Origin of the sequence: Salmonella sp. SAL04214 (genome assembly GCF_046550615.1) — a bacterium.
Classification (GTDB): domain Bacteria; phylum Pseudomonadota; class Gammaproteobacteria; order Enterobacterales; family Enterobacteriaceae; genus Salmonella; species Salmonella enterica.
Genome location: NZ_JBGDXT010000002.1, coordinates 124,384 through 150,667 on the forward strand (window position 1 = coordinate 124,384; position 26,284 = coordinate 150,667).

General features: G+C 51.5%; 20 protein-coding genes and 2 pseudogenes. 11 read left to right on the forward strand and 11 right to left on the reverse strand.

Features of this window, described 5'->3' with window-relative positions; all coding sequences use genetic code 11:
* Nucleotides 1-2: 2 nt before the first annotated feature.
* From ACLJQD_RS03800 to ACLJQD_RS03820, 5 genes are all read right to left on the reverse strand, one after another.
* Nucleotides 3-851, reverse strand: coding sequence for a PTS system mannose/fructose/sorbose family transporter subunit IID (locus ACLJQD_RS03800; RefSeq protein WP_000178065.1), 849 nt, complete (start codon nucleotides 849-851; stop codon nucleotides 3-5).
* A complete protein-coding gene (locus tag ACLJQD_RS03805) occupies nucleotides 829-1,608 on the reverse strand; it encodes a PTS mannose/fructose/sorbose/N-acetylgalactosamine transporter subunit IIC (protein WP_000228863.1) in 780 nt (259 codons plus the stop codon). Before ACLJQD_RS03805 ends, ACLJQD_RS03800 begins: the two co-directional genes overlap by 23 nt.
* 25 nt (nucleotides 1,609-1,633) lie before the next feature.
* On the reverse strand, nucleotides 1,634-2,095 hold the full coding sequence (locus tag ACLJQD_RS03810; RefSeq protein ID WP_000634729.1) for a PTS sugar transporter subunit IIB: 462 nt from the start codon (nucleotides 2,093-2,095) through the stop codon (nucleotides 1,634-1,636).
* A gap of 14 nt (nucleotides 2,096-2,109) precedes the next feature.
* Nucleotides 2,110-2,532, reverse strand: a complete 423-nt coding sequence (locus ACLJQD_RS03815; protein WP_000820693.1) for a PTS sugar transporter subunit IIA — start codon at nucleotides 2,530-2,532, stop codon at nucleotides 2,110-2,112.
* Nucleotides 2,533-2,633: 101 nt separating this feature from the next.
* Nucleotides 2,634-5,399, reverse strand: coding sequence for a sigma 54-interacting transcriptional regulator (locus ACLJQD_RS03820; protein ID WP_017441754.1), 2,766 nt, complete (start codon nucleotides 5,397-5,399; stop codon nucleotides 2,634-2,636).
* A gap of 136 nt (nucleotides 5,400-5,535) precedes the next feature.
* Here ACLJQD_RS03820 and ACLJQD_RS03825 point away from each other — a divergent pair.
* Nucleotides 5,536-5,610, forward strand: a pseudogene (locus ACLJQD_RS03825) (GNAT family N-acetyltransferase); the annotation flags it as partial.
* Nucleotides 5,611-5,722: 112 nt separating this feature from the next.
* On the opposite strand, the gene tsr reads toward ACLJQD_RS03825, so the two are convergent.
* Nucleotides 5,723-7,384: a methyl-accepting chemotaxis protein gene (gene tsr / locus ACLJQD_RS03830; RefSeq protein WP_000919519.1), complete on the reverse strand. Its 1,662-nt coding sequence runs from the start codon at nucleotides 7,382-7,384 to the stop codon at nucleotides 5,723-5,725.
* 366 nt (nucleotides 7,385-7,750) lie between these two features.
* Between tsr and btsT the strand changes: the two genes are divergently transcribed.
* The 3 genes from btsT (at nucleotide 7,751) to yjiA (ending at nucleotide 11,166) form a co-directional block, all read left to right on the forward strand.
* Nucleotides 7,751-9,901: a pyruvate/proton symporter BtsT gene (gene btsT, locus ACLJQD_RS03835; protein WP_017441753.1), complete on the forward strand. Its 2,151-nt coding sequence runs from the start codon at nucleotides 7,751-7,753 to the stop codon at nucleotides 9,899-9,901.
* A gap of 94 nt (nucleotides 9,902-9,995) precedes the next feature.
* Nucleotides 9,996-10,199, forward strand: a complete 204-nt coding sequence (locus ACLJQD_RS03840) for a YbdD/YjiX family protein (RefSeq protein ID WP_000460616.1) — start codon at nucleotides 9,996-9,998, stop codon at nucleotides 10,197-10,199.
* Nucleotides 10,200-10,209: 10 nt separating this feature from the next.
* Complete coding sequence (gene yjiA / locus ACLJQD_RS03845; protein WP_017441752.1) at nucleotides 10,210-11,166, forward strand: GTPase; 957 nt, start codon at nucleotides 10,210-10,212, stop codon at nucleotides 11,164-11,166.
* A gap of 115 nt (nucleotides 11,167-11,281) precedes the next feature.
* Here the strand turns inward: yjiA and ACLJQD_RS03850 are convergent, their stop codons facing one another.
* Complete coding sequence (locus tag ACLJQD_RS03850; RefSeq protein WP_017441751.1) at nucleotides 11,282-12,250, reverse strand: hypothetical protein; 969 nt, start codon at nucleotides 12,248-12,250, stop codon at nucleotides 11,282-11,284.
* A gap of 141 nt (nucleotides 12,251-12,391) precedes the next feature.
* Between ACLJQD_RS03850 and hsdR the strand changes: the two genes are divergently transcribed.
* The 4 genes from hsdR to symE all read left to right on the forward strand — a co-directional run bounded on the left by hsdR (nucleotide 12,392) and on the right by symE (nucleotide 18,650).
* Nucleotides 12,392-14,815, forward strand: coding sequence for an EcoAI/FtnUII family type I restriction enzme subunit R (hsdR, locus tag ACLJQD_RS03855; protein ID WP_017441750.1), 2,424 nt, complete (start codon nucleotides 12,392-12,394; stop codon nucleotides 14,813-14,815).
* Between the two features lie 74 nt (nucleotides 14,816-14,889).
* Nucleotides 14,890-16,359, forward strand: coding sequence for a type I restriction-modification system subunit M (locus ACLJQD_RS03860; RefSeq protein ID WP_017441749.1), 1,470 nt, complete (start codon nucleotides 14,890-14,892; stop codon nucleotides 16,357-16,359).
* Nucleotides 16,359-18,113, forward strand: a complete 1,755-nt coding sequence (locus ACLJQD_RS03865) for a restriction endonuclease subunit S (protein WP_017441748.1) — start codon at nucleotides 16,359-16,361, stop codon at nucleotides 18,111-18,113. Before ACLJQD_RS03860 ends, ACLJQD_RS03865 begins: the two co-directional genes overlap by 1 nt.
* 216 nt (nucleotides 18,114-18,329) lie before the next feature.
* Nucleotides 18,330-18,650 carry an endoribonuclease SymE gene (gene symE, locus ACLJQD_RS03870; protein WP_001736427.1) on the forward strand — a complete coding sequence of 107 codons (321 nt, stop codon included), beginning with the start codon at nucleotides 18,330-18,332 and terminating at the stop codon, nucleotides 18,648-18,650.
* Between the two features lie 44 nt (nucleotides 18,651-18,694).
* Here the strand turns inward: symE and ACLJQD_RS03875 are convergent, their stop codons facing one another.
* The gene (locus ACLJQD_RS03875; protein WP_017441747.1) at nucleotides 18,695-20,548 is read right to left on the reverse strand and encodes a DUF262 domain-containing protein; all 1,854 of its coding nucleotides are present in this window, start codon (nucleotides 20,546-20,548) and stop codon (nucleotides 18,695-18,697) included.
* A gap of 135 nt (nucleotides 20,549-20,683) precedes the next feature.
* Here ACLJQD_RS03875 and ACLJQD_RS03880 point away from each other — a divergent pair, with 135 nt between their 5' ends.
* Nucleotides 20,684-21,604, forward strand: coding sequence for a DUF5655 domain-containing protein (locus tag ACLJQD_RS03880; RefSeq protein WP_017441746.1), 921 nt, complete (start codon nucleotides 20,684-20,686; stop codon nucleotides 21,602-21,604).
* A 76-nt stretch (nucleotides 21,605-21,680) separates the two neighbouring features.
* On the opposite strand, the gene yjiS is transcribed toward ACLJQD_RS03880, so the two are convergent.
* Entirely contained in the window at nucleotides 21,681-21,845 is a 165-nt protein-coding gene (yjiS, locus tag ACLJQD_RS03885) for a DUF1127 domain-containing protein YjiS (RefSeq protein WP_000397915.1), read from the reverse strand.
* Between yjiS and ACLJQD_RS03890 the strand changes: the two genes are divergently transcribed.
* Complete coding sequence (locus ACLJQD_RS03890; RefSeq protein ID WP_031601813.1) at nucleotides 21,812-21,955, forward strand: hypothetical protein; 144 nt, start codon at nucleotides 21,812-21,814, stop codon at nucleotides 21,953-21,955. The genes yjiS and ACLJQD_RS03890 overlap by 34 nt on opposite strands.
* A gap of 94 nt (nucleotides 21,956-22,049) precedes the next feature.
* Here ACLJQD_RS03890 and ACLJQD_RS03895 read toward each other — a convergent pair whose 3' ends face one another.
* Nucleotides 22,050-23,420: an NAD-dependent succinate-semialdehyde dehydrogenase gene (locus ACLJQD_RS03895; protein ID WP_017441745.1), complete on the reverse strand. Its 1,371-nt coding sequence runs from the start codon at nucleotides 23,418-23,420 to the stop codon at nucleotides 22,050-22,052.
* 180 nt (nucleotides 23,421-23,600) lie between these two features.
* Nucleotides 23,601-24,565, reverse strand: a pseudogene (locus ACLJQD_RS03900) (Rpn family recombination-promoting nuclease/putative transposase).
* A 477-nt stretch (nucleotides 24,566-25,042) separates the two neighbouring features.
* On the opposite strand from ACLJQD_RS03900, the gene mdtM reads away from it, so the two are divergent.
* Nucleotides 25,043-26,284, forward strand: coding sequence for a multidrug efflux MFS transporter MdtM (mdtM, locus tag ACLJQD_RS03905; RefSeq protein ID WP_001188918.1), 1,242 nt, complete (start codon nucleotides 25,043-25,045; stop codon nucleotides 26,282-26,284).

A 26,284-nucleotide genomic window follows, 5' to 3' on the forward strand; every position in this document is an offset into this window, starting at 1 on the left:
TCTTAAAATAACCCTATCCAGGAACCGAAAATTCCCACCAGCGCAATACCGCCAATGATGGTTAACGGTTTCACTTTTTTCCCTAACAGCCAGTACACAATGGCGAAGCTAATTAACGGCAGCAGACAAGGCATGATGTCGTTAATAATGTCCTGAACATGGGTTTTCGCTTCTCCCGTACCAAACGTAATGGGAATGGTGATATCAATCATGGAGGCCGTCATCGCGCCAACCACCATCAGACCGATAATCGAGGCGCCATAGGTTAGGCTTTCCATCATTCCGCTTTGCTGAATACGTTGCAGTACGCCGGTTCCCAGCACATAGCCCCAGCGGGTAAAGAACCAGCGGGCCAGAATATGCGGTACGTTAAACACCAGCAGAAATAAAATCGGCCCCAGAATATTGCCTTTCAGCGCCAGACTGGTACCGATGCCAGTGGCGATAAGACGCAATGTTCCCCAGAAAAAAGAGTCGCCAATACCCGCCAGCGGCCCCATTAACGACGCTTTGACGTTATCGATAGAACTGGCGTCCATCTCTTTTTGCTGGCTATTTTTCTCCTCCATCGCCACGGTAATACCGAGGATCAACGTCACAATGTGCGGCGTGGTATTAAAGAAAGCCAGATGGCGTTTTAGCGCTTCGGCAAGATCTTCTTTTCGGCTATACAGTTTCTTTAATACCGGAATGAGCGTATAGACGAACGCCAGGTTCATTTGTCGTTCATAGTTCCAGGAAAACTCCATCTGGAATGACCGCCAGAAGACGCGGCGTAAATCACGCGCGGTGACCAGACCAGTGGTTTCCGCCTGCTGGCGGTCTTTATCAGAAATCATCTTCATCGTCATGAGACGCTCCTTGCGCAGGTGCCGGTTGCGAGGCCGCAAATTTCGGCATATTGACCATCACGACGGCGACGATCGCGCCGAGAATCGCAATACCCGTCACCGGAATTTTTAAATACGCCATTAAAACAAAACCGAGGAAAAAATAGGGGGCGACCTTTTTATTAATTAATAAGCGCGCCAGCATGGCAAAACCCAGCGCGGGAATAATACCGGTGGCAACGCTTAATCCATGTTTAATAAATTCTGGAATGGCATCCAGAAAACCTTTAACCATATTCACGCCCGCTAAATAAGAGACCGTGACGATAATCCCCAGCGTCAGCGACAGCCCAATGCCGGAGATTAAATGCATACGCTCAATGCCCCGGGTATCCCCCATCTCAGCGTAAGCATCGGCTTTATGACAGAGCAACGGAATAAACATTCCGTTATAGATATTTTTCACAATTAACGCCAGTGTCGCGATAGGCAAACCTAATAACAGCGCGGTTTCCGCCCCAGCGCCGGAATTAATCGCAAAGGCCACACCTAAAATACCGCCAGTGACCACATCTGGCGGCAGCGACGCGCCCACCGAAAAGGAACCGATAAACGCCAACTCCAGCGTCGCGCCCATCACAATTCCGGTTTCCATGTCGCCCAGCACCAGTCCGGTTAAAAGTCCGGTCACGATAGGTCTGGAAATCAGCGACGTCCCTAATGCATATTCAGACTGGGCGATAAACGCCACCAGTCCAAGTAAAAGCGCCTCTACCATAATATGTCCTCAGGAGGGTATCCGCTCAGGCAAAAAGTTGTTTACGATCGTTAGGCACCAGCCGAATTTCTATCTCTACTCCGCCAGCCGCCAGCTCCCGAAGTTGAGTCATTTCATCCGCTAACAGATTGATGGCTTTAGCAATATTCTGGCTCCCTTCACGTACCTTCGTGCCGCCTAAATTAATGCTTTTAATGTCGGGTAATTCGCGCGCCAGCCGGTACGCATCCGCCACGGATTCAACAACAATAAAAAGTTTATATTTATCGGTAACGCCGCTTTTTATCGCTTCAATTGAATCGGCAATATTTTTAATAACCAGCTTCACCGCGGGCGGCTTCGCCATTTTAATGGTGGTTTTACGCAGGTCATCATTAGGTACGCTGTCGTTGGCAATTAAAATACAGTCTGCGCCAACGTACTGCGTCCAGGAAAAGGCGACCTGTCCATGTAATAAACGATGATCCACCCGTAAAAAAACAATCATGACGCTTCCTCCCCTTAAAAATCTTTATCGCTTTGCATGGCGCTGGTGATAGTTTGATTGCAGTACTGAATATTTTCTTTTGAATCCGCTAACGCCGTCATTATGGTATGCGTGGTATTGCCATCGTTTTCCGACATAAAGAGATCGATAACCAGCGGCAGGTTAATCCCTGCCAGCAGATGAAAATTTTCTCGTGATAAATAACGGACAAATTCGTTATTCACGCTGCCGGCAAAAATATCGGTCAGCGCAATAATTTCATCTTCCGGCGGGATCCGGGCAATTAGCGTATCTACCTGCTGGCTTAAATCCACGCTCTCTTCAACGTAAGCGCACAGCGTCCAGACATTTGACCGTTTGCCTAAAATCAGCTCCACGGAGTTTAAAACTCCGCTGGCCAGCGTGCCGTGGCTGGCGAAAATATAATGTCTCTTCATCCTGACCTCTAAAACACATTCCACTGTGATAAAAGAGAGCAAGCGGCGTGCCAGAAAAAGTGGCGCGCCGAAAAAAGATGTGGGTTAACAGAGGGAAATCGTTAAAACTGTTGATCTTGCTCGATAAGTTCTGTTTCGAAGGTCAGGATATTATGGATATAGCCAAGCTCGGCGGTGGGGATTTTGACACTGTAGTTACTCTCAATGACACTAAACGCTTCCCGTAGCCGATTCAGTTCCTGTTCCGGACACTGTTGCCCACTCCAGGCAGTAATACCCGCATGGCGGATCAGACGCTCAATCAGGCAACTAATATGCACATAGAGCGCCACCTTTCTTTCATTCGAGACGGTAACGCCCGCCAGATGCTCATAGCGCAGCAGAAACTGCTCAACGTGGTTGATGACTTTGCTGGTGTCGAGGATGGTGACGGATTCGATCACTCGTCGGAGCGAGAAGTTTTTCAGCAGCAGGTTGTTGATCTCCGCCACCTGCTCCGGCGTGGTCAGCGAACCAAACAGCCGCATCAGATAGTGATTCCCCTCGCCGGAGATCAGCGAGTCGAGCGAAATCCACGGCACGCTGGCGATGTGCGGGTCTAGCGTGCCGACTATCGCCAGTACGTCGTAGCGCATAAATACCGGCTCCTGGGTTTTATTGCTCGCCAGCATCGCATAATCGCAGGCGACGACGTCAATCTCCAGCGCCTGCGGAATACTGGCGCTCAGTAATGCGCAAAGATTAGTCGCCACACCGATACCGGTCGCGCAGGTGGTCAGTATGGCGCGCGGTTTGTTGCTTTTCGGCCAGTAGAGCTGATACTCGACCGGCACATCCCGGGCGATATCGCGGGCGATCTCTTCAATAAAATGCCCCTGTAAAATACGCTCCCCTACATACAGGGCCATGCTGGTCGAGACGTTGTTGATAATCGTCACCGGCGTGGAAAGCGCGCGATCAAAATGACGATGAATGGCCTTGAGCGATCCCATATCCACCAGAATCATCAGGCCGGAGGCGAGCGGATGCTCTTCCAGATAGCGCATCACCTGTTGAGCTATCGCCTCCGGCGTGACGTCCAGCGGCATATCGAACGATTCAAAAATCGTATTTTTCAGTAGCCGGTTGGCGACGTTGGCGATACTGCTGGCGGTGGCATAGCCATGCGCCAGAATCACCGCATGCGTCACCTGTTTTTGGTTGTTAGCCCCCTGTTTATGCAGCCAAAGCGCCAGCAGCAGCATATCAATGCGTCTCGGCTCCAGATCCAGCTTCTGGCCCAGCGTCTCCAGAATTTGTAAACAGAAGCTGTACAGCAGCGGATATTTCTGGGCGAGGAAGGAGTCCAGTTGGCGGATCTGCTCGCTGTTGAGACGAGAAGGCGCCAGTGCGGTACGATGGATTAAATAGTGGCTAAGCGCGTAAATACAGTTGCCGTTAAGCTGCATATTGAAGCGCTTCTCCAGACGATAAAACTCTTCCCGCACCTGGCTTGTAATTAACAGCAACCGCTGTGAGTGCACATTATCGTCGCCGGTAAAAATCAGGCGATCGAAGAGGGTCTCAATTTCATCGCCCATTCTTTTTTGTACCGTCTCCCACTCCTCTTTCCCGCTACGTACCAGTTCGTATAGCGCCAGCACATGACACTGCGTATCATGGATCATGCCCTGCATCTCGTCGCGGGCGCGCAGCAGCCAGGTAAGGTTCGTGTCGGGCGAGATGCTCACCGGCGTGTCGTCCGCCAGCGGTTCATTCAGTGACGGCAATGCCGACAGCATGGCATCCGGCAGATCGTGCAGCGACACGGTAACGGTTTCCTGCCCAGGCTTTTTCGCCCATGCCGTCGCCACCGCATACTTCACCACATTTTTCAGCTCGCCGACGTTGCCGCGATAAACATATTGATTGAGGATCTGCAACAAACGCGGTTTGAGGATAAGCGTGGCCGAAAGTTTTTTCGCCTCCGTCCAGAAAAACAGTAAGATCAGCGCCTCTTTTTCCTGGCGGCTGCGGTGCTGGAGATCCGGCAGGTTGACCTGAATCGGGATGCGTCGCAAAAATGTCGTCAGAAAGGTACTGTGTATCTCTTCGGTCGTCGCAAATACCAGACGTACCGAAACCGGATGCCCCTGCGCGGTGTCGCCTACCCGATAAATTTCACCACGATCGAGCCAGGTAAAGAGCTTCTCCTGCCCTTCGGCGCTCAGCCGGTGGACTTCATCCAGAAATAACATGCCGCCGTCAGCCGCCTCGAACGCGCCCGGTCTGTCGCTCTGCGCGCCGGTAAACGCGCCCTTCACATAGCCAAAAAGATTCGCCGCCAGCAGTTCGGGATTGCTCGCATACTGGGCGCAATTAAAACTGATAAATGGCGCATCCGGCGACAGAAGCGCCTGGGCGATGGCATATTCGTGCATGAGCTGCGCCAGATAACTTTTCCCGGTGCCGCTTTCGCCGGTCATCAGTAGCGGCAGTCCGCCGTCGGGATAAAACAGCGCGGTTTTCAGTTGCTCAATCGGCCGCTTCAGGCTTTCGTTATGACCAATCAACAGAGAAAAGTGATCGTCCGGCGCGCACTCCTGTTCCCCGTGCGCTAACAGCTCCGCGACGCTGGCGTATTCATTACGCGAAAGGGTAAAAAACTGTTGGCTAAATGCCTGCTTATGCAGGAAATAGACGGGACGGGTATTGATTTTGCAGAGCACGCCCTGCGCCACCAGTTGGTTCAGATAATGGCTGGCGGTATTACGCTGCATATTAAAACGCTGCGCCAGATAGCGCGCGGTAAACACCTCACTGACATTTTCCGGATCAAAAAAATCCGTTTGGTTCATCAGGAAAGCAAGCAGGGCATCTTTGCGCATCGTATCCTCTCACGATTACCACATCAGCAATTATGATGCCGCGAAACAAGGCTCTCCTGCCGTGCGTTCTCTCGCTTTATTCATTTTTTGTGGATCACCGCACACCTTCACTCAACGTTGGATTAGCGCGCGATATCAGAAAAGAGAGGAGGAAGCGGCGCACGGCCTGGCGTATGAATCACGCTGCGCCATGCGCCTGATGCTGGTTTAAAATCGGCCTGCGCGGACTGCCAGGCCTGGTAAGCGCTACGCCATCAGGCAAAAGTGTGAACATCTCATCCGGCCTACGGTCGTCTGTAGGCCGACTGTTCACCACTACGCCCTTAAAACGTTTCCCAATTATCGCTGCCGTCGGCCACAGCGGCCTTTGGTGACGACACGGCTGCCGGGGTTTTTACCGCAGCCACTTCACGCGCACGCTGCTGTTGCTGGTGAATACGGAACACCGCGACGGCCTGGGTCAGACGGCTGGCTTGCTCTTCCAGCGCCGCAGCCGCGGCGGCGGACTCTTCCACCAGCGAGGCGTTCTGCTGCGTTACGCGATCCATCTCCGCTACCGCCAGGCCCACCTGGTCGATACCACGGCTTTGCTCGTCGGACGCCGAGGCAATCTCGCCCATGATATCGGTCACGCGGGTCACTGCATTGACGATCTCATCCATGGTTTCACCGGCGCTTTCGACCAGCGTCGACCCCACATCAACACGGCTCACGGAATCCTCAATCAGACTCTTGATCTCTCGTGCCGCCTGCGCGCTACGCTGGGCCAGATTACGGACTTCACCGGCTACCACCGCGAACCCGCGTCCCTGCTCGCCTGCGCGCGCCGCTTCTACCGCCGCATTCAGCGCCAGGATATTGGTCTGGAAAGCAATACCGTCGATTACGCTGATAATATCGGCGATTTTCTGCGAACTGGAGGCGATATCGCGCATTGTTTGTACGACGTTATCCACCACTTTGCCGCCTTTTTGCGCTGTTTCAGAGGCGCTCAATGCCAGGTGACTGGCCTGACGGGCGTTTTCGGCGTTCTGTTTCACGGTGGCGGTCAGTTGTTCCATACTGGCGGCGGTCTCTTCCAGAGACGCTGCCTGCTGCTCAGTACGGGAAGAGAGATCATTGTTGCCCATCGCAATCTCGCTGGCGCCGCTATAGATCGCATTCGCGCCGTTACGTACATCGCCAACGGTACGCATCAGTTCACTTTGCATATGACGCAGGTTTTCAGCCAACTGCCCCATTTCGTTGGAGCCTTCCACGTCGATACGCTTCACCAGATCGCCGCTGGCGATATGACGAATGCTTTCAATCAGACGATTCATCGGGGCGATAAGCGACAGTTTGATGCCGAACCAGACGGCGATAATGACCACCAGAACGGCAATCAGCACACTGACCAGTACCCACATCGCCTGGTTGTAGGAACTGTTGTTATCCTCAACAGCAATATCGTACAGACGATCGTTTTGCTGCATATAGGCCATGTACTGCTTCTCAAAAGCGTCCTGATAGCTTTGAGTCGGTTGATCAAAAAACTCGTTAATCTTACCCGCGCCAAGAAGCTGAATAAGCTCCGCCAACGCACCGTGGTAGATATCATAGGTTCGTTTGATCTCAAGGAAAGCCGCTTCACTCTGACGTGGATCGCGCGGTAACGCCTCATACTGCTCCCAGTTTTTTTCGGTCAGCTTCAGCGTATTGGTCGCCCCCTGCATCAATTCAGCGACAGTTGCGCCGCTGCCAATATTGCTCTGGTCCATCATCCAGCGGATACCCGCGCGATTCAGGGTATTACGCGTTTGCAACAGCTCCACCCAGGTTGCATTCAGGGCAGACTGCTGCTGACGAATAGTTTGCAATACGGTGAAGTTTTCTTTGTCATTCTTCAGCGAGTTGAAGAACAGCCCGCCGGATGTCAGTTGTAAAAGGCCAAATAGCGCCAATACCAGCAGTAAGCTGGTAACAATTTTAATTCGCTTTAACATGTTTTCTCTTTCCGCTAGACAGATACAGAATTTTCGGCCTGGAAAGGGAAAACTTTATGGGATGCGCGCCATTAATATCACGATTAGCTCAGTGAAGTCGTTATGACGCCCCGCGCAACAAGGATCGTCCCATTTTATATCGTGATCTCAATCACATAAAATAGCCCACGCCCTCCTCCGCGAAACCGCTTACCGGTACGTCCGACCGCTTAAACCGCCATACAACCACTCACTGATTTACCTAACTTTACGCGCGCGATGATCTGGCAAGATCCTCTCAGCATAGCAGTCAATCTACCTCCTCAAACACGAACTCAATGTCCACCCAGCTTCGGCTGATAATTAAACTTACAACCAGGTTTTACTATGGATACGAAAAAGATATTCAAGCACATACCCTGGGTGATTCTCGGAATCATCGGTGCTTTCTGCCTCTCGGTCGTTGCCCTACGTCGGGGTGAACACGTGAGCGCCCTGTGGATCGTGGTCGCTTCCGTTTCCGTCTATCTGGTGGCTTATCGCTACTACAGCCTGTACATCGCCCAGAAGGTCATGAAACTCGACCCGACGCGCGCGACGCCGGCGGTTATCAATAACGACGGCCTGAACTACGTGCCGACTAACCGCTACGTGCTGTTTGGTCACCACTTCGCCGCCATCGCCGGCGCAGGTCCGCTGGTCGGGCCGGTATTGGCCGCGCAGATGGGCTATCTGCCGGGGACACTGTGGCTGCTGGCGGGCGTAGTGCTCGCGGGCGCAGTGCAGGACTTTATGGTGCTGTTCATCTCCTCCCGCCGTAACGGTGCCTCTCTTGGCGAGATGATCAAAGAAGAGATGGGGACCGTTCCAGGCACCATCGCGCTGTTCGGCTGCTTCTTAATCATGATCATCATCCTCGCGGTGCTGGCATTAATCGTAGTTAAAGCGCTGGCCGAAAGCCCGTGGGGCGTCTTTACCGTCTGCTCAACGGTGCCGATTGCGCTGTTTATGGGCATCTACATGCGCTTCCTGCGTCCGGGACGCGTAGGCGAAGTCTCCGTTATTGGTATCGTGCTGCTGGTGGCGTCTATTTACTTCGGCGGCGTGATTGCCCACGACCCTTACTGGGGCCCGGCGCTGACCTTTAAAGACACCACCATTACCTTCGCGCTGATCGGCTACGCCTTTGTTTCCGCGCTGCTGCCGGTATGGCTGATCCTCGCCCCGCGCGACTATCTCGCTACCTTCCTGAAAATCGGCGTGATCGTCGGTCTGGCGCTGGGGATTGTGATCCTCAACCCGGAACTGAAAATGCCGGCGTTGACGCAGTACGTCGACGGTACCGGCCCGCTGTGGAAAGGCGCTCTGTTCCCGTTCCTGTTCATCACCATCGCCTGTGGCGCCGTCTCTGGCTTCCACGCGCTCATCTCTTCCGGTACCACGCCGAAACTGCTGGCCTGTGAGACCGATGCGCGTTTTATCGGCTACGGCGCGATGCTGATGGAGTCCTTTGTTGCGGTGATGGCGCTGGTGGCGGCCTCGATCATTGAACCGGGTCTCTACTTCGCGATGAACACCCCGCCGGCAGGTCTGGGCATTACCATGCCAAACCTGCATGAGATGGGCGGCGAGAACGCGCCGCTGATTATGGCGCAGTTGAAAGACGTTACCGCACACGCGGCGGCGACCGTCAGCTCCTGGGGCTTTGTGATTTCCCCGGAACAAATCCTGCAAACTGCGAAAGATATCGGTGAACCGTCAGTATTGAACCGCGCAGGCGGCGCGCCAACGCTGGCAGTAGGTATCGCGCACGTGTTCCACAAAGTCCTGCCGATGGCGGATATGGGCTTCTGGTATCACTTCGGTATTCTGTTCGAAGCGCTGTTTATCCTGACCGCGCTAGATGCGGGTACCCGTTCCGGCCGCTTTATGTTGCAGGATTTGCTGGGTAACTTCGTCCCGTTCCTGAAAAAAACCGATTCTCTGGTCGCGGGTATCATCGGTACCGCAGGCTGCGTCGGTTTGTGGGGCTATCTGCTGTATCAGGGCGTGGTCGACCCGCTGGGCGGCGTGAAGAGCCTGTGGCCGCTGTTCGGTATCTCTAACCAGATGCTGGCCGCCGTGGCGCTGGTGTTGAGCACCGTGGTACTGATCAAAATGCAGCGCACCAAATACATCTGGGTGACGGTGATCCCGGCGGTATGGCTGCTGATCTGCACCACCTGGGCACTGGGCCTGAAACTGTTCAGCGCCAACCCACAGATGGAAGGTTTCTTCTACATGGCAAACCTGTATAAAGAGAAGATTGCCAACGGCACCAACCTGACCGCGCAGCAGATTGCCAACATGAACCATATCGTGGTGAACAACTACACTAACGCTGGTTTGAGTATTCTGTTCCTGGTGGTGGTGTACAGTATTATCTTCTACGGTTTCACCACCTGGATGAAGGTACGCAACAACGATAAACGTACCGACAAAGAAACCCCGTATGTGCCCGTGCCGGAAGGCGGCGTGAAGATCTCTTCACACCACTAAAACTGATGCCGGGTAGCGCACAGCGACCCCGGCTAGTGTAGGCCGGATAAGGCGCAAGCCGCCATCCGGCTTTATTCATTAACAGGACGGCAGAATGTTTGATACTTTAGGTCAGGCAAAAAAATATCTCGGCCAGGCGGCAAAAATGTTGATTGGTATTCCGGACTACGACAACTATGTCGAGCACATGAAAACCAACCATCCCGACAAGCCGTACATGACCTATGAAGAGTTCTTCCGCGAACGTCAGCAAGCACGTTACGGCGGCGATGGCAAAGGCGGTATGCGCTGTTGTTAATGGAGAGACTATGACCCCGATTGCAGTTACCCTACTTACCGGTTTTCTTGGTGCCGGCAAAACCACCCTACTACGCCATATCCTCAACGAACAACATGGTTTTAAAATCGCCGTTATCGAAAACGAATTTGGCGAAGTCTCCGTTGACGATCAACTGATTGGCGATCGCGCCACACAGATCAAAACCCTGACTAACGGCTGCATCTGCTGTACCCGCTCCAACGAGCTGGAAGATGCGCTATTAGACCTGCTCGACAGCCGCGACCGCGGCGATATTGCTTTCGACCGCCTGGTGATTGAATGCACCGGCATGGCTGACCCCGGCCCGATTATTCAGACCTTTTTCTCCCATGACGTATTATGCGAACGCTACCTGTTAGACGGCGTGATTGCGCTGGTCGACGCGGTGCACGCTAACGAGCAGATGAACCAGTTCACCATCGCCCAGTCGCAGATAGGCTACGCCGACCGTATCCTGCTGACCAAAACCGACGTGGCAGGCGACAGCGAGAAACTGCGCGAGCGGCTGGCGCGTATCAACGCCCGCGCCCCGGTTTACACCGTGGTACACGGCGATATTGACCTGAGTCAGTTGTTTAATACCAGCGGCTTTATGCTGGAAGAGAACGTGCTGGCAAGCCAACCGCGTTTCCACTTTATTGCCGATAAACAGAACGATGTGTCGTCAATTGTGGTGGAACTGGATTACCCGGTGGATATCAGCGAGGTTTCGCGGGTGATGGAAAACCTGCTGCTGGAATCAGCGGATAAACTGCTGCGTTACAAAGGGATGCTGTGGATCGACGGCGAACCCAACCGCCTGCTGTTCCAGGGCGTGCAGCGTCTCTACAGCGCCGACTGGGACAAACCGTGGGGCGACGAAACACCGCACAGCACGCTGGTATTTATCGGGATCCAGTTACCGGAAGACGAGATCAGAGCGGCATTTGCGGGGTTAAGGAAGTAACCCGCATCAAGGCCATCACAGAATGATGGCCTTCAGAGCAGATATGGCACTCTCTATTCACCGTTACCATATTATATCTTCCACCAGCGCACCACTACATAATGATAAATACAAACTACCTTAACCACGAGGGGATATTATACTCCGGCAAAGGCTCCACACTATAAGTATCTCTCCTGTCGCTCCCTTTTTTGCAGGTGATCTCATAGAAACCCCACTTATCATTTTTATCCGAATAAAACACAGTATATTTATCAGTATTAAAACCAAAATATTTTTCGTTTTTATTCTTCACTTCCAATTCACCGCACTTTGCTTCATTGCGCCATTCATGGTTGATGGTCTTTTTTAGCACAAAATAAGCGACATCACCAATCAACATAGGAACAAGCAGAAACAAAAACATAGACATAATAAAAGCTCCTGTTAATGTAAAAATTCGATACCCTTTTGCTTTATCACCGTAACGCAGAAATAGCCCATAGCAAATAGGTTGTGATAACCACAGGAAAAACATAAGAAATGCGGTGGCTTTCCAACAATATTCTAACCATGGAGAAGAGGATAGTTCCAGATTACTGATTTGCCAGAAAATACTGGCAGAGTAACTACTAGTAAAAACAAAAACACCTGAAAATGCGGTAACCGCCAAGCCGATTACCTTAAAGGTTTTTGCTGTATTATTTCTGGCAAAATCTAAAATAGTCAAAATGCTACTAATGAGGATAGAGGCTGAAAATAAAATAGCTAACCAATACGTTATGGTGTTGACAAACACATTAGCAGACAACAACAAAAGCAAAAAAATTGACCATGCAGTTAGCGATAGAATACCAGCAAACCGAGTCAATAAATGATCATTGTCTGTGCGTACAAAGAAACTGATATATTCCCTAATTCGATTTTCTTGAGTGCAAGAGAATATTAGAATAGATACAAAGAGAAATGCAACCAGGTAACTTTTTAAAGGAAATTTATAGGGGATTAAATAGATTGCGATCACGCCATAGACAATCACCGCAGAATCTAATTTTTTCTGTTTAAAATGTTTAAGAAAGGATCTCCAAATCTTAATAACTTCCATATTAAAACCTTATATGTTGGGTACAGAATTCACGAATTCATCTAAAACAGAGACTTAACACCAATAATGCACACAGAGTGTAATGATTTCATCTGATTTTGTGTGTAGAATTTGCGCATCGCTATTCGATGAGAATCCCCAATGGCTGACCTGAACCTGAGTACCCTGACGGAAGCAGACATCATCACCAAACGCGTTATGCCCGCCATCCTGAAAGCTGGCTGGAACAACACAACGCAAATCCGGCAGGAGGTCAAACTCCGGGACGGTAAGGTCATCGTACGCGGTAAGGTGGCGGCACGCAGAACGGTGAAATCCGCCGATATCGTGCTCTATCATAAATTAAACATGCCGCTGGCGGTGATTGAGGCCAAAGCCAATAAGCATGAAATCGGCAAAGGCATGCAGCAGGCGCTGGGTTATGCCCACCTACTGGATGTTCCCTTTGCATTTGCTTCTAACGGCGATGGCTTTATCTTCCATGATAAAACGGCAACCGGCGCGATTGAGCGAGAAATTGCCCTCGACGAATTCCCAACGCCTGACGAATTATGGCAAAAATACTGCGTCTGGAAGGGTTACACGCAAGCCCAGCTCCCGGTGATTACTCAGGACTACTACGACGATAACACCGGCAAATCGCCGCGCTACTATCAGCTACAGGCCATCAACAAAACCATTGAAGCCGTCTCAGCCGGGCAAGACCGCGTTCTGCTGGTGATGGCGACCGGAACGGGGAAAACCTACACCGCCTTCCAGATAATCTGGCGCTTATGGAAAGCGAAAAGTAAAAAGCGAATCCTGTTCCTTGCCGATCGCAACATTCTGGTCGATCAGACCAAAAACAACGACTTCCAGCCGTTTGGCTCGGCGATGACCAAGGTCACCGGGCGCACCATCGATCCGGCATTTGAAATCCATCTCGCGCTGTACCAGGCCATCACCGGCCCGGAAGAAGATCAAAAAGCCTTTAAACAGGTGGCCCCGGATTTCTTTGACCTGATTGTCATCGACGAATGCCATCGCGGCAGCGCCTCCGAAGACAGCGCGTGGCGCGAAATCCTCGACTATTTCAGCGCCGCCACGCAAATTGGCTTAACCGCCACGCCGAAAGAGACCCATGAAGTCTCCAGCACCGATTACTTCGGCGATCCGGTATATACCTACTCGCTCAAAGAGGGTATCGAAGACGGCTTCCTTGCCCCTTATAAAGTGGTGCGCGTCGATATCGACGTCGATCTCCAGGGCTGGCGTCCCACCAAAGGCCAGACAGATAAAAACGGCGAGCTGATCGACGACCGTATCTACAACCAGAAAGATTTTGATCGCACGATGGTGATTGATGAGCGTACCGAACTGGTGGCCAAAACCATTACCGATTACCTCAAACGCACCAACCCGATGGATAAAACCATCATCTTCTGTAACGACATCGATCACGCGGAGCGGATGCGCCGCGCGCTGGTCAATCTCAACCCGGAACAGGTCAAGAAGAACGACAAGTATGTGATGAAAATCACCGGCGATGACGACATCGGCAAAGCACAGCTGGATAACTTTATTAACCCCAAAAAAGAGTATCCGGTTATCGCCACCACCTCCGAGCTGATGACCACCGGCGTCGACGCAAAGACCTGCAAACTGGTGGTGCTGGACCAAAACATTCAGTCGATGACCAAATTCAAGCAGATCATCGGCCGCGGCACCCGCATTGATGAACGCTACGGCAAGCTATGGTTCACCATCCTCGACTTCAAAAAGGCCACCGAACTGTTCGCCGACGAGCGCTTCGATGGCATCCCGGAAAAGGTGATGGATACCACGCCGGAAGATATCGCCGACCCGGAGTCTGATTTTGAAGAGCAGTTCGACGAGCACGAAGAAGAGACTGAAGACGACATCACCGGTGCCGATGAAGATCCCGCGCCGTATACCGTCACCGGTGCAGACGATGTCGGCCCGCTGCCGGAAGACGACGAGAACAAAGTGCGTAAGTTCCACGTTAACGGCGTGGCCGTCGGCGTGATTGCCCAGCGTGTGCAGTATTACGACGCCGACGGCAAGCTGGTCACCGAATCCTTCAAAGACTACACCCGTAAAACGCTGCTCAAAGAGTACGCCTCGCTGGATGATTTCACCCGCAAATGGCAGGACGCCGAACGCAAAGAAGCCATCATCAAGGAACTGGAGCAGCAGGGGATCATCTGGGAAGTGCTGGCGGAAGAGGTCGGTAAAGAGCTCGACCCGTTCGACATGCTGTGCCACGTGGTGTATGGTCAGCCGCCGTTAACCCGCAAAGAGCGGGCGGAGAATGTGCGTAAACGCAACTACTTCACCAAATACTCCGACGCCGCGCAGGCGGTGCTGAATACGCTGCTGGATAAATACGCCGATGCGGGCGTGCAGGAAATCGAGAGTATCCAGGTGCTGAAGCTCAAGCCGTTCGACAGCATGGGTACGCTGCCGGAGATCATTAAAAGCGGATTCGGCGACCGTAACGGGTATAATCAGGCCATCAGCGAGCTGGAGAGCGAAATCTACCACTTACCGCCCCGCTCCGCGTAACCACTCCCCTTTTGCGCCTTCTGCTGCCACCGCGTAGCAGAAGGCCTTATTGTTAATGAAACATGGAACACATCATGTCAATCAGCTCAGTTATCAAATCCTTACAGGACATTATGCGCAAAGACGCCGGCGTGGACGGTGATGCGCAGCGCCTCGGCCAGCTCTCCTGGCTGCTGTTTCTGAAAATCTTTGACGCCCAGGAAGAGGCGCTGGAACTGGAGCAGGATAACTATCAGTACCCGATCCCGCAGCGCTACCTGTGGCGCACCTGGGCGGCGAACGCCGAGGGCATTACCGGCGATTCCCTGCTGGAATTCGTCAACGATGACCTGTTCCCGGCGCTGAAAAACCTCACCGCCCCCATCGATAAAAACCCGCGCGGCTTTGTGGTCAGACAGGCGTTCAGCGATGCCTATAACTACATGAAAAACGGCACCCTGCTGCGTCAGGTGATCAACAAGCTGAACGAAATCGACTTCACCAGTTCCAGCGAGCGCCACCTGTTCGGCGATATTTACGAACAGATCCTTAAAGATCTGCAATCGGCGGGCAATGCAGGTGAATTTTATACCCCACGTGCCGTCACCCGCTTTATGGTCGATCGCGTCGATCCGAAGCTCGGCGAATCGATTATGGACCCGGCCTGCGGCACCGGCGGCTTCCTCGCCTGCGCGTTCGATCACGTAAAAAACAACTACGTGCAGAGCGTGGCCGATCACCAGACGCTGCAACAGCAGATCCACGGTGTGGAGAAAAAACAGCTCCCGCACCTGCTGGCGACCACCAATATGCTGCTGCACGGCATCGAAGTGCCGGTGCAAATTCGTCACGACAACACCCTCAACAAGCCGCTGTCATCGTGGGATGAACAGCTGGATGTGATCGTCACCAACCCGCCGTTCGGCGGCACTGAAGAAGACGGCATCGAGAAGAACTTCCCGGCAGAGATGCAGACCCGCGAGACGGCGGATCTGTTCCTTCAACTGATTATTGAAGTGCTGGCGAAAAACGGCCGCGCGGCGGTGGTGCTGCCGGACGGCACGCTGTTTGGCGAAGGCGTGAAAACCAAGATTAAAAAGCTGCTCACCGAGGAGTGCAACCTGCACACCATCGTGCGTCTGCCGAACGGCGTGTTTAACCCGTACACCGGGATCAAAACCAACCTGCTGTTCTTTACCAAAGGCCAGCCGACGAAAGCGATCTGGTTCTACGAGCACCCGTACCCGGCTGGCGTGAAGAACTACAGCAAAACCAAGCCGATGAAGTTTGAGGAGTTCCAGGCCGAGATCGACTGGTGGGGCAACGAGGCCGACGGCTTCGCCAGCCGCGTCGAGAACGAGCAGGCGTGGAAGGTCAGCATCGACGAGGTGATTGCCCGCAACTTTAACCTCGATATCAAGAACCCGCACCAGGTGGAAACCGTCAGCCACGATCCGGATGAACTGCTGGCGCAGTACGCGAAGCAGCAGGAAGCAATCCAGACCCTGCGCCACCAATTGCGCGATATCCTCGGCGCGGCGCTCTCCGGTAAGGAGACCAACTGATGGCGGTGGAAAAACTGATTGTCGACCATATCGACACCTGGACCACGGCGCTGCAAACCCGCTCCACGGCGGGGCGCGGCAGCTCGGGGAAGATTGAGCTGTACGGCATTAAGAAGCTGCGCGAGCTGATTCTTGAGCTGGCGGTGCGCGGCAAGCTGGTGCCGCAGGATCCGAACGACGAACCGGCATCAGAGCTGCTAAAACACATTGCGGCGGAAAAAGCCGAGCTGGTGAAGCAGGGGAAAATTAAAAAGCCCAAGCCGCTACCGGAGATTAGCGAGGAAGAGAAACCGTTTGAGCTGCCGGCGGGGTGGGAGTGGATAAAGATTAGTGAAATTGGTCATGATTGGGGACAAAAAACGCCTGATGAAGATTTCACTTACATTGATGTCGGCTCGATAAATAAAGAGTATGGCATTATTGAAGAGCCATCTATTCTTTCAGCAAAAGATGCACCATCCCGAGCAAGAAAAATTGTTCAAAAAGGAACCGTCATATATTCAACTGTGCGCCCATATTTATTGAATATAGCGATCATTGAGAGCGCCTTCTCCCCAGAGCCGATCGCTAGCACAGCCTTTGCTATTATTCATCCTTACACCGCGATGAATGCTAATTTCATATATTATTATCTACGCTCTCCTGTATTTATTAATTATGTTGAAAGTTGTCAGACAGGAGTTGCCTATCCGGCAATCAATGACAAGCAGTTCTTTTCTGGGATAATCGCAGTTCCGCCGTCATCCGAACAGGCTCGCATAACTAAAAAAATTAAAGAACTTATGTCCCTCTGCGACCAACTGGAACAGCACTCACTGACCAGTCTGGACGCCCATCAACAGCTGGTTGAAACCCTGCTAACCACGCTAACCGACAGCCAGAACGCCGATGAACTGACCGAAAACTGGGCGCGAATCAGCGAACATTTCGACACGCTGTTTACCACCGAACCCAGCATTGAGGCCTTAAAACAGACCATTCTGCAACTGGCGGTGATGGGCAAACTGGTTCCGCAGGATCCGAACGACGAACCGGCCTCTGAGCTACTCAAACGTATTGCGCAGGAAAAAGCACAACTGGTGAAAGACGGGAAAATTAAAAAGCAAAAACCGTTACCGCCTATTAGCGATAAGGAAAAACCGTTTGAAGTGCCGGAGGGTTGGGAATGGTGTAAATTTGGTTTAATTTCTGAGTTTATTAACGGAGATCGGGGAAGTAACTATCCTAATAAAAATGAATACGTTGTTCACGGAATCCCTTGGATAAATACAGGTCACATAGAGAAAAATGGAACTCTATCAATAACAGATATGAATTTCATTACTGAGAAAAAATTTAATGAGTTAAGAAGTGGTAAAATTCAAAGCGGAGATTTAGTTTATTGTTTACGCGGTGCTACATTCGGTAAAACAGCATTCGTAAAACCATATGAATCTGGTGCTATCGCATCTTCTCTAATGATCATTAGACCGTTTATTAGAGAAATGGGAGAATATATATATAATTATTTAATCAGTCCATTTGGACGCTCGCAAATTTTTCGTTTTGATAATGGTTCAGCGCAGCCTAATCTATCTGCTAATAGTGTGATGCTTTATGCTTTTGCATGTCCACCATTACAAGAACAATTTAGAATTCATAAAAAAATAACTGAGCTATTTCATATATGCGATAATTTGAAATTACAAACTCAATCCGCCCAACAAACCCAGCTCCACCTGGCCGACGCCCTCACCGACGCAGCCATCAATTAACCCGCCCTTCATAAACCAATAAAGCGGCTAAATAGCCGCTTTATTCCCATCACCAAAAATAATCCATCCTCGCATCCACCCCATTATTTTCATTCATTTTCAGCTGGACTTTCCTTCTATTCCCTGATGATATATACAGGTATTTAACGCAAGACGCCCGTGCTGCAACACGAGCGCCTCGCTAATCACAATCACTATTTTAGGAGAATAGCCATCATGACTACCCCGCATTCTATTGCAGAATTCACCGATCCAGAAGTCTCCCCGACAAATAACCGCGCCGCCACCGTCAGTTATGCGAGCCGCTACCCGGAATACACCCGTATCCCCGCCATTACCCTAAAAGGCCAGTGGCTGGAAGCCGCTGGTTTTACCACCGGCAGCAAAATGGATATTAAGGTGATGGAAGGCTGCATTGTACTGACCGTGAAACCACCAGAGCCTGAGCTGGTTGAGTCTTTACGGCAAGTAAGCAAGCTGTCAGTACGTAAACAAAAGCAAGTTCAAACGTTTATCCGCGTGATTTCTTCTAAATAGGCAAGAAACCCAGGTGCGATTTAATTCGCACCTGGGTTGCAGTATCAGGCATCAATCTCGTCTGTTGCTGTCTCTAATTCAGCAACGTCATCCTGACTGATATTTTTCCCCATTGCCGCTTCGATCAATTTCAGCAATTGTTTTTTTCGATCGGCAAAAAATGCCTCGAAACTATCCTGCCGTAACAACGAAGGCTCAATAAAGTGGCTGCGTAGGATCGCATCCATCTCGGCATCCTCCAGACCGACCTGCGGATGCGTCTGGATCTGCGACAGATACTCAGCCGGAGATCTCCCACCAATCATTCGATTGGCCTTATAGGAGATTGATGTTTTATTAATGATAGAGTTATACACTGCTGGACTAATATTATTAGTTTCGCACCATATCTTTGGGAAAATATGGTGAATATCGAGTGCAATCTCACCATAATCTAACTTTTGGATCGTCGACTTCCAGAAAAAGTCTTGAGCACCATTGCGTAGGATCAACACGCTTAGCGCTTTATACGCGGCGCTCAATCGGGAGCGTAACGTCAATAAACGCCCGGGCTGGAATGATGCTTCATAAATGGTACGCGGTTCTTCACCGTCCCTCTCAATCCAGTTTAGTAACTCTTCCACATCGTTTGCGATACGTGTTTCTACCGCGCCGCCGTACAGTTCCCCCAGGACACCGCACCAGAACCAGCGCGCCAGTTTGTCATAAATTTTGGGCTCCAGCCAATTGCCTTGTAATTGCGATAATACTGCCGCCAGCGGCACAAGCTGCGTACGATAAGGAAGATCCCATGAGTGCATAAAACATTCATGATGGAGAAATTTAGCGGCAAGTAAGAAGCCTTTTTCCACATCGTCGGCCCAGCAATGATAATCTTCAAGAGAAAGCGCTAATACTGAAACTCGTTTAGCACTTACTGCAGTAACTGATTTCCCTGTCTTCCCTTCGGCCAGATCGGCACGCCGTTTTTTTAGCGTATTCAATATGCTGATAGCCTGTAAAAAGTCAGTCGGCTCTACGCCCTGTAGGATAGCTTCTTTATTCAGTACATTTCGGCGGCCAAATTTTTGACGCAAATTACTGCCAAACCAGTCATCCCGAAGATTAAACCCATCAGCCGCAAAACTGGCGGTCACCAGTTCAAATACGGATAGTGGAACACCACCGGTATTAACCTTTTCAAACACCAGGCAAACGGCCTCTTTGCTAGTTGATTTACCCAATTTAATAACAGGCAGCAAATAGTTCCTAAAGGCATTCAGAATTTTTTCACGGAACTGCATATAAGTGAAAAACTTTTCTTGTGAACTCTTATATAAATGACTTTCCCATGCATCAGAGTTGATAATTTGGTTACAAGGGAAAAATAATGCTTCGCACTCTTTTTGCACGGTAGAAAAATCCATTTCAACCGTTTCTCCAAAGGAGTTAACAAAAGTTTTTATATCACGGCCAAAATTCATCGTTACTTTTTTAGACTTTTCAACAGAAATAAAAGCTTCATCAAGCCTATTGTCCAGAGCGGCCTCAATATCAATATAATAAAAACGGTCTATCTGCTTTCCTTTCTCGTTAAAAGTCTTAACGGGCGTATCCAGCATCAGGACTTGAGTCAAGGACGTTAAACGTTGCTGGCCATCCAGAATCAACATCTCAGGCTCGGTTTTCTGCAATTCTACATTTTCAACTGGACGCACCTGGAAGCGAACTTCTCCCCCAGTCTCCAGCAGCATAACCGCACCAACGGGAAAAGAACGGGCAATACTGACCAGCAAAGACCGGACATGCTCATCATCCCATACCCACCCTCTCTGGAAATCAGGCAACTGTACCCGTCCATCAGTAATCTGCCCCAGGATATCTTTTAAAGCAATTTTCGTCGTGTCAAACGTACTCATTCTGGCGCTCCTGCCATTTTCTCTTTTCAAATTAATAAATTACCACAAATAACATATCCTCAGACTCAATTTTATGCTTTCTGATTCTACTCTGTGCAGTATCATACCCGGTAATATGAAATTCAGGAGGGATCCATGAGCGATATCCAGCTTTTCCGCCTCGGTGGCGGGAAAGTACAAGAACTACCGGGCAAAGCCGCAGCCATTGAAAAAGATCTGCAAATGCTGATCGAATCCCATATGGAAACGTTCCTTGGCGTCCGCTTTCTCGAGACCGAATACCACACGGGTAAAACCCATCGTGGGCGAATTGATTCCCTCGGCCTCGATGAAAATAACTGCCCGGTGATTATTGAATATAAGCGCCACAGCAATGAAAACGTCATTAACCAGGGGCTCTTTTATCTCGACTGGCTGCTCGATCATAAAGCGGAATTTCAGTTGCTGGTGATGGAAAAAATAAGTAAAACCGCGGCCAAAGCCATTGACTGGTCCGGCACACGGTTAATCTGTATTGCCGCCGATTTTAATAAATACGACGAACATGCCGTTCAGCAAATCAACCGCAATATCAACCTGATTCGCTACAAGCTTTTTGCCGACGACCTGTTAATGCTGGAACTGGTTAACGCCGTGGTCGAAAATAGCCCTCAGTACATCATCGCGAACGGTTCCGTCAGCAGCGGTAAACGCCATACCCGCACGCAGCGCGAACAGCTCTCTTCGGCCTCTCCCGCGCTGCTTTCATTATATGAACAGCTAAAAAGCTATGTGCTCTCACTCAGTGATGAGGTTCAGTTTAAAGAGCTTAAGCTCTATGACGCCTTCCACCTCATTCGTAACTTTCTGTGCGTGGCCGTTTATCCCGTGACCGACCCACACCTACGCCTGTGGCTGAAAATCAATCCACAGCATATCCAGCTTGAAGAAGGATTTAGCCGGGACGTCACGCATATTGGCCACTGGGGAACCGGCGACGTCGAATTGATTGTGCGTAACGAACACGATCTGGATAAAGCCAAACTGCTGATCGAGAAAGCCTGGCAGGAAAATTAGCGTTCCAGGATACCCACCTACTGGAGAGGTTAAGATAAGATTATCCAGCCTTTCCAGTTTTACTGGCTCTTATCTGTTATTCCACATCCTTCCTTTCCAACCCAATATCCTTTAACTGCTCGTCACTCATTCGTCGCAGCGCCTGACAGGCCCGCTTACGCAGCCACCACCTTTTTAGCGCCCGTCTGAGCTGCACAAAGCCAATGAATGGTTGTCTGGGGCGGTTCTCGTAAAATTCCATACCGGCCTCCGCATAGAACAGAAAATGCGGGCATCATGAATGTCTGTACAAACAATACCGGGATAAAAAGCACGGTTAGTGCAACGTGGATAAATAAGGAGGGCGATTGAGGGTGTTTTGTTCGCTTATTTCGTTCTGATTTAAGATCCGCGTCCTTCGCTGCAAAAAGCCAGGCCCCTCCCGATTTCAGAGGGGCAACAGGGATTAGCGGCGCACCACTACCAGCTTCTGGTTCACAAACTCCTTAATCCCCAGATCCGATAGCTCGCGTCCGAAGCCCGAACGCTTAACGCCGCCGAACGGCAGCTCCGCTGCGGTGTCGGTCAGCCAGTTGATATAAACCATCCCGGTTTCAATCCGGGAGGCCATGCGTTTAGCACGCTCAATATCCTGACTAAACACCGCGCCGCCCAGGCCGTAGTGGGAATCGTTGGCGAGTTTTACCGCCTCGTCATCGTCTTTCACCACATACATCTGCGCCACCGGGCCGAAGAACTCTTCAAAGTACGCCGGGTTGTCACGCGTAATGTGGGTCAGAATGGTCGGCTCAAAGAAGTTGCCTTTGCTTTCCAGCGGCTTGCCGCCAACGTGCAGCGTCGCGCCATTTTTCACCGCTTCCTCGACCTGTCTGGTCAATGTATCCAGCGCATCTTTCGACGACAGCGGCCCCAGTTCGGTAGAAGCATCCATCTGATCCCCCACCTTCACCTTCCTGAACGCCTCGGTGAACTGGCTGAGGAATTGATCGGCGATTTTCTCATGCAGGATAAAGCGCTTCGCCGCCGTACATACCTGTCCTGCATTAGTGAGCCGTGCCTGCACGCCAATTTTCACCGCTTTCTCAAGATCGGCATCGTCCAGCACGACGAACACATCGTTCCCGCCCAGTTCCAGCGTCGATTTTTTAATGTGCTTCGCCGCCTGTGCCGCCACGGCGCTCCCCGCTTTTTCAGATCCGGTCAGCGCCGCACCCTGCACGCGCGGGTCGGCGATGATGTTCGCCACCTGATCGGAGGAAATAAACAGGTTGGTCCATGCGCCTTCCGGCGCGCCGGCTTCACGCACCAGATGGGCAAACGTCTCGGCGCAGTGCGGTACGATGCTGGCATGTTTCGCCAGCACCGGGTTACCTGCGGCCAGGTTCGGCGCCAGCACACGCATCAACTGATAGTACGGGAAGTTCCACGGCTCAACAGCCATGATGACGCCAATCGGATGATGTTCTACCCACGCGTCGCCAAACTCGGTTTTATAAGGCACCGGGGCAAGAAACTGCTTCGCGTTATCCGCATAATAGCGAGCGATCTGCGCGCATAGTTTGACTTCGCCACGGCTTTGCTCGATGAGCTTGCCCATCTCCTGGCTGGCGATTTTTGCCAGTTCTTCAACACGGCTGTCGATCAAGTCAGCCAGCTTATGCAGTACCGGCAGACGTTGGTCAATCTCTCCCTTGGACCAGTCGGAGTGATAGAGCGCGTCAGCTTTTTGCAGCGCGGCTTCAATATCCGCGTCCGTGTGCGGGGGATACTCTTTAATGAGCTGATTATTGGCAGGATTCACTGTCTGGTAAGCCATATCACATGTCTCCTTGTTATCGTCATTAAGGCAGCCGGAAATGCCGCTCAGAACAATAAGGGTAGTAGAGATGGCTGGCGCTATCGGTAAAGTTCGGTATATTCGTGCGGTTATCAGCGATAATTATAGAGAGCGTTGCCCGGCGGGCACCGGGCCTGCAACATTCAGACTGGAACCGCGTTAGTGGCTAACATCCTGAAGCTCTTCAGCCGTAAGGCCGGTGAACCGCTGGACAGTCTCGCGGTCAAGTCCGTCCGCCAGCATCTGTCTGGCGATACGCAATGCGGCAACATGCTGACCTTTTTCCAGCCCTTTTTCTAATCCTTCTGCTAATCCTTCCTCCAGACCGAGCTGTCTTCCTTGCCGTTCCCCTTTTCTGCGATCCGCTGCGCGGATCCTCTCTATCAGCGTCATCAGTCTCTCCTTAGTGTGCGGGACATGCCCTACCACATCACGAATAAACGTGGTGAAACGAGGCGTATGTCCGTGCTGAATCATAAGATAATTAAACAGCGCTTTAAGCTGCCTGTCATTAGCGCAACCAGTAACTAACAGCGAAGCAATTCGTTCAACCAGTCCCAGCAGGTCCCGCTGGCGGATATGTTTTTGGATGAGCTCCAGCAGCGCAATGCGGCGGTGCTGCATAATGTCATCATCCGATACCACTGTAATATCGACCAGCGGAAAGGCAGCGGCATAGAGTCTTCTTGCCACTTCCGGGTTCGCAAACTCATCCAGCCAGCACAGCGAAAAAGGATACGGGCTATCAACACCGTGATAAAACAGCATCGGCACCACCAGCGGAAGATGCTTATGCCCCGCATCCAGATGCTGTTGCATTGCCGCCATCGCATACCGCATCAGCCGAAACGCCATATGCGCATCCGGCGTGCTCTGATGTTCAATCACGACATAGATATAACCGTCGCCCTCGCGCGTTTTCAGCGACCAAAGCACATCGGAATAGTAGGCTCGCAGATTTTTTCAATAAAACTGCCGGGCTCCAGCTTTAGCGTCCGCAGGTCGCAAAGCTGGCGTAACGACACCGGCAGATGAATCTCCATAAAATCGCGGGCGGTTTCCGGGTGGCGCAAAAAGGTTTTAAACACCGCATCATGCGGTGTTGAGGTCGTCGATTTTTTCATGGCGCTCCGTCACCCCAAACCAGGATGCTGCGACTCTACCTCCTGAAAATTCCTTTCTCATCCGTACCTTTTCAGCATTGCGAGGCGCGACGAAAGATAAATCCTGTTATCTGTAATGCACATGCATTTTCGGAACTGAACACGCAAAATACCAGCCTGCGCGCCCTGCCTTTATCTTTATTAACCAGACAAACTCTTTTGATTAACATCAAAATTTAATTACACTTAATGTGTATATTTTCCGTGCAACGTAAATTTCCCGAGGTGTGATGTGCTGATTGTTATCTGTAATCGCCACACGTTCTGACGAGATTCAGAACGCGTCTCTTCCTGTCTGTGTTTTCACCGGCAGCGTTTTTGATTACATGAAATTCAGTACATCCGCAGCCGCTGTTTCCATCGCCTGCCTGACGTCACGATGACGGTATTGAGTTTCGCTATCCCATCATGGGGTTCTCCGACATGGAGCGCATTTTTATGCAACGGATTATTCAGTTTTTCTCCCAACGCGCCACAACGTTATTTTTCCCGATGGCGCTGATTTTGTACGATTTTGCCGCCTATCTGACGACGGATCTGATTCAGCCTGGCATCATTAACGTCGTGCGCGATTTTAATGCTGACGTCAGTCTTGCGCCGGCCTCGGTCAGTCTCTATCTGGCGGGCGGAATGGCGTTGCAATGGCTTCTGGGGCCGCTATCCGACAGGATTGGCCGCCGGCCAGTGCTGATTGCAGGCGCATTAATTTTTACTCTCGCCTGCGCGGCAACGCTGTTGACGACCTCAATGACGCAGTTTCTGGTTGCCCGTTTTGTGCAGGGCACCAGCATTTGCTTTATCGCAACGGTCGGCTACGTCACGGTACAGGAGGCCTTCGGTCAAACCAAAGCCATTAAGCTGATGGCGATTATTACCTCCATTGTGCTGGTCGCTCCGGTTATCGGCCCGCTCTCCGGCGCCGCGCTGATGCACTTCGTTCACTGGAAGGTACTGTTCGGTATTATTGCGGTGATGGGACTGTTGGCGTTGTGCGGCCTGCTGCTGGCGATGCCAGAAACGGTGCAACGCGGCGCGGTGCCGTTCAGCGCGGTGAGCGTACTGCGCGATTTTCGTAATGTGTTTCGCAACCCGATTTTTCTCACCGGGGCGGCGACACTGTCGTTGAGCTACATCCCGATGATGAGCTGGGTGGCGGTGTCGCCGGTGATCCTGATCGATGCCGGCGGGATGAGTACTTCGCAATTCGCCTGGGCGCAGGTGCCCGTATTCGGCGCGGTGATCGTGGCCAATATGATCGTTGTGCGCCTGGTGAAAGATCCAACCCGACCGCGTTTTATCTGGCGCGCCGTACCAATCCAGTTAAGCGGGCTGGCGACATTACTCCTCGGTAATCTTCTTCTGCCGCACGTCTGGCTTTGGTCTGTGCTGGGCACCAGCCTGTACGCGTTCGGCATTGGAATGATTTTCCCGACGCTATTTCGCTTCACGCTTTTCTCCAACAACTTGCCAAAAGGGACGGTTTCAGCCTCGCTGAACATGGTGATTCTGACGGTGATGGCGGTGTCGGTCGAAGTTGGCCGCTGGCTGTGGTTTCACGGCGGGAGACTGCCGTTTCACCTGCTGGCAGCGGTGGCCGGGGTGATTGTGGTCTTCACTCTGGCGACACTATTACAGCGCGTGCGCCAGCATGAGGCGGCAGAACTGGCCGCTGAGAAGTAA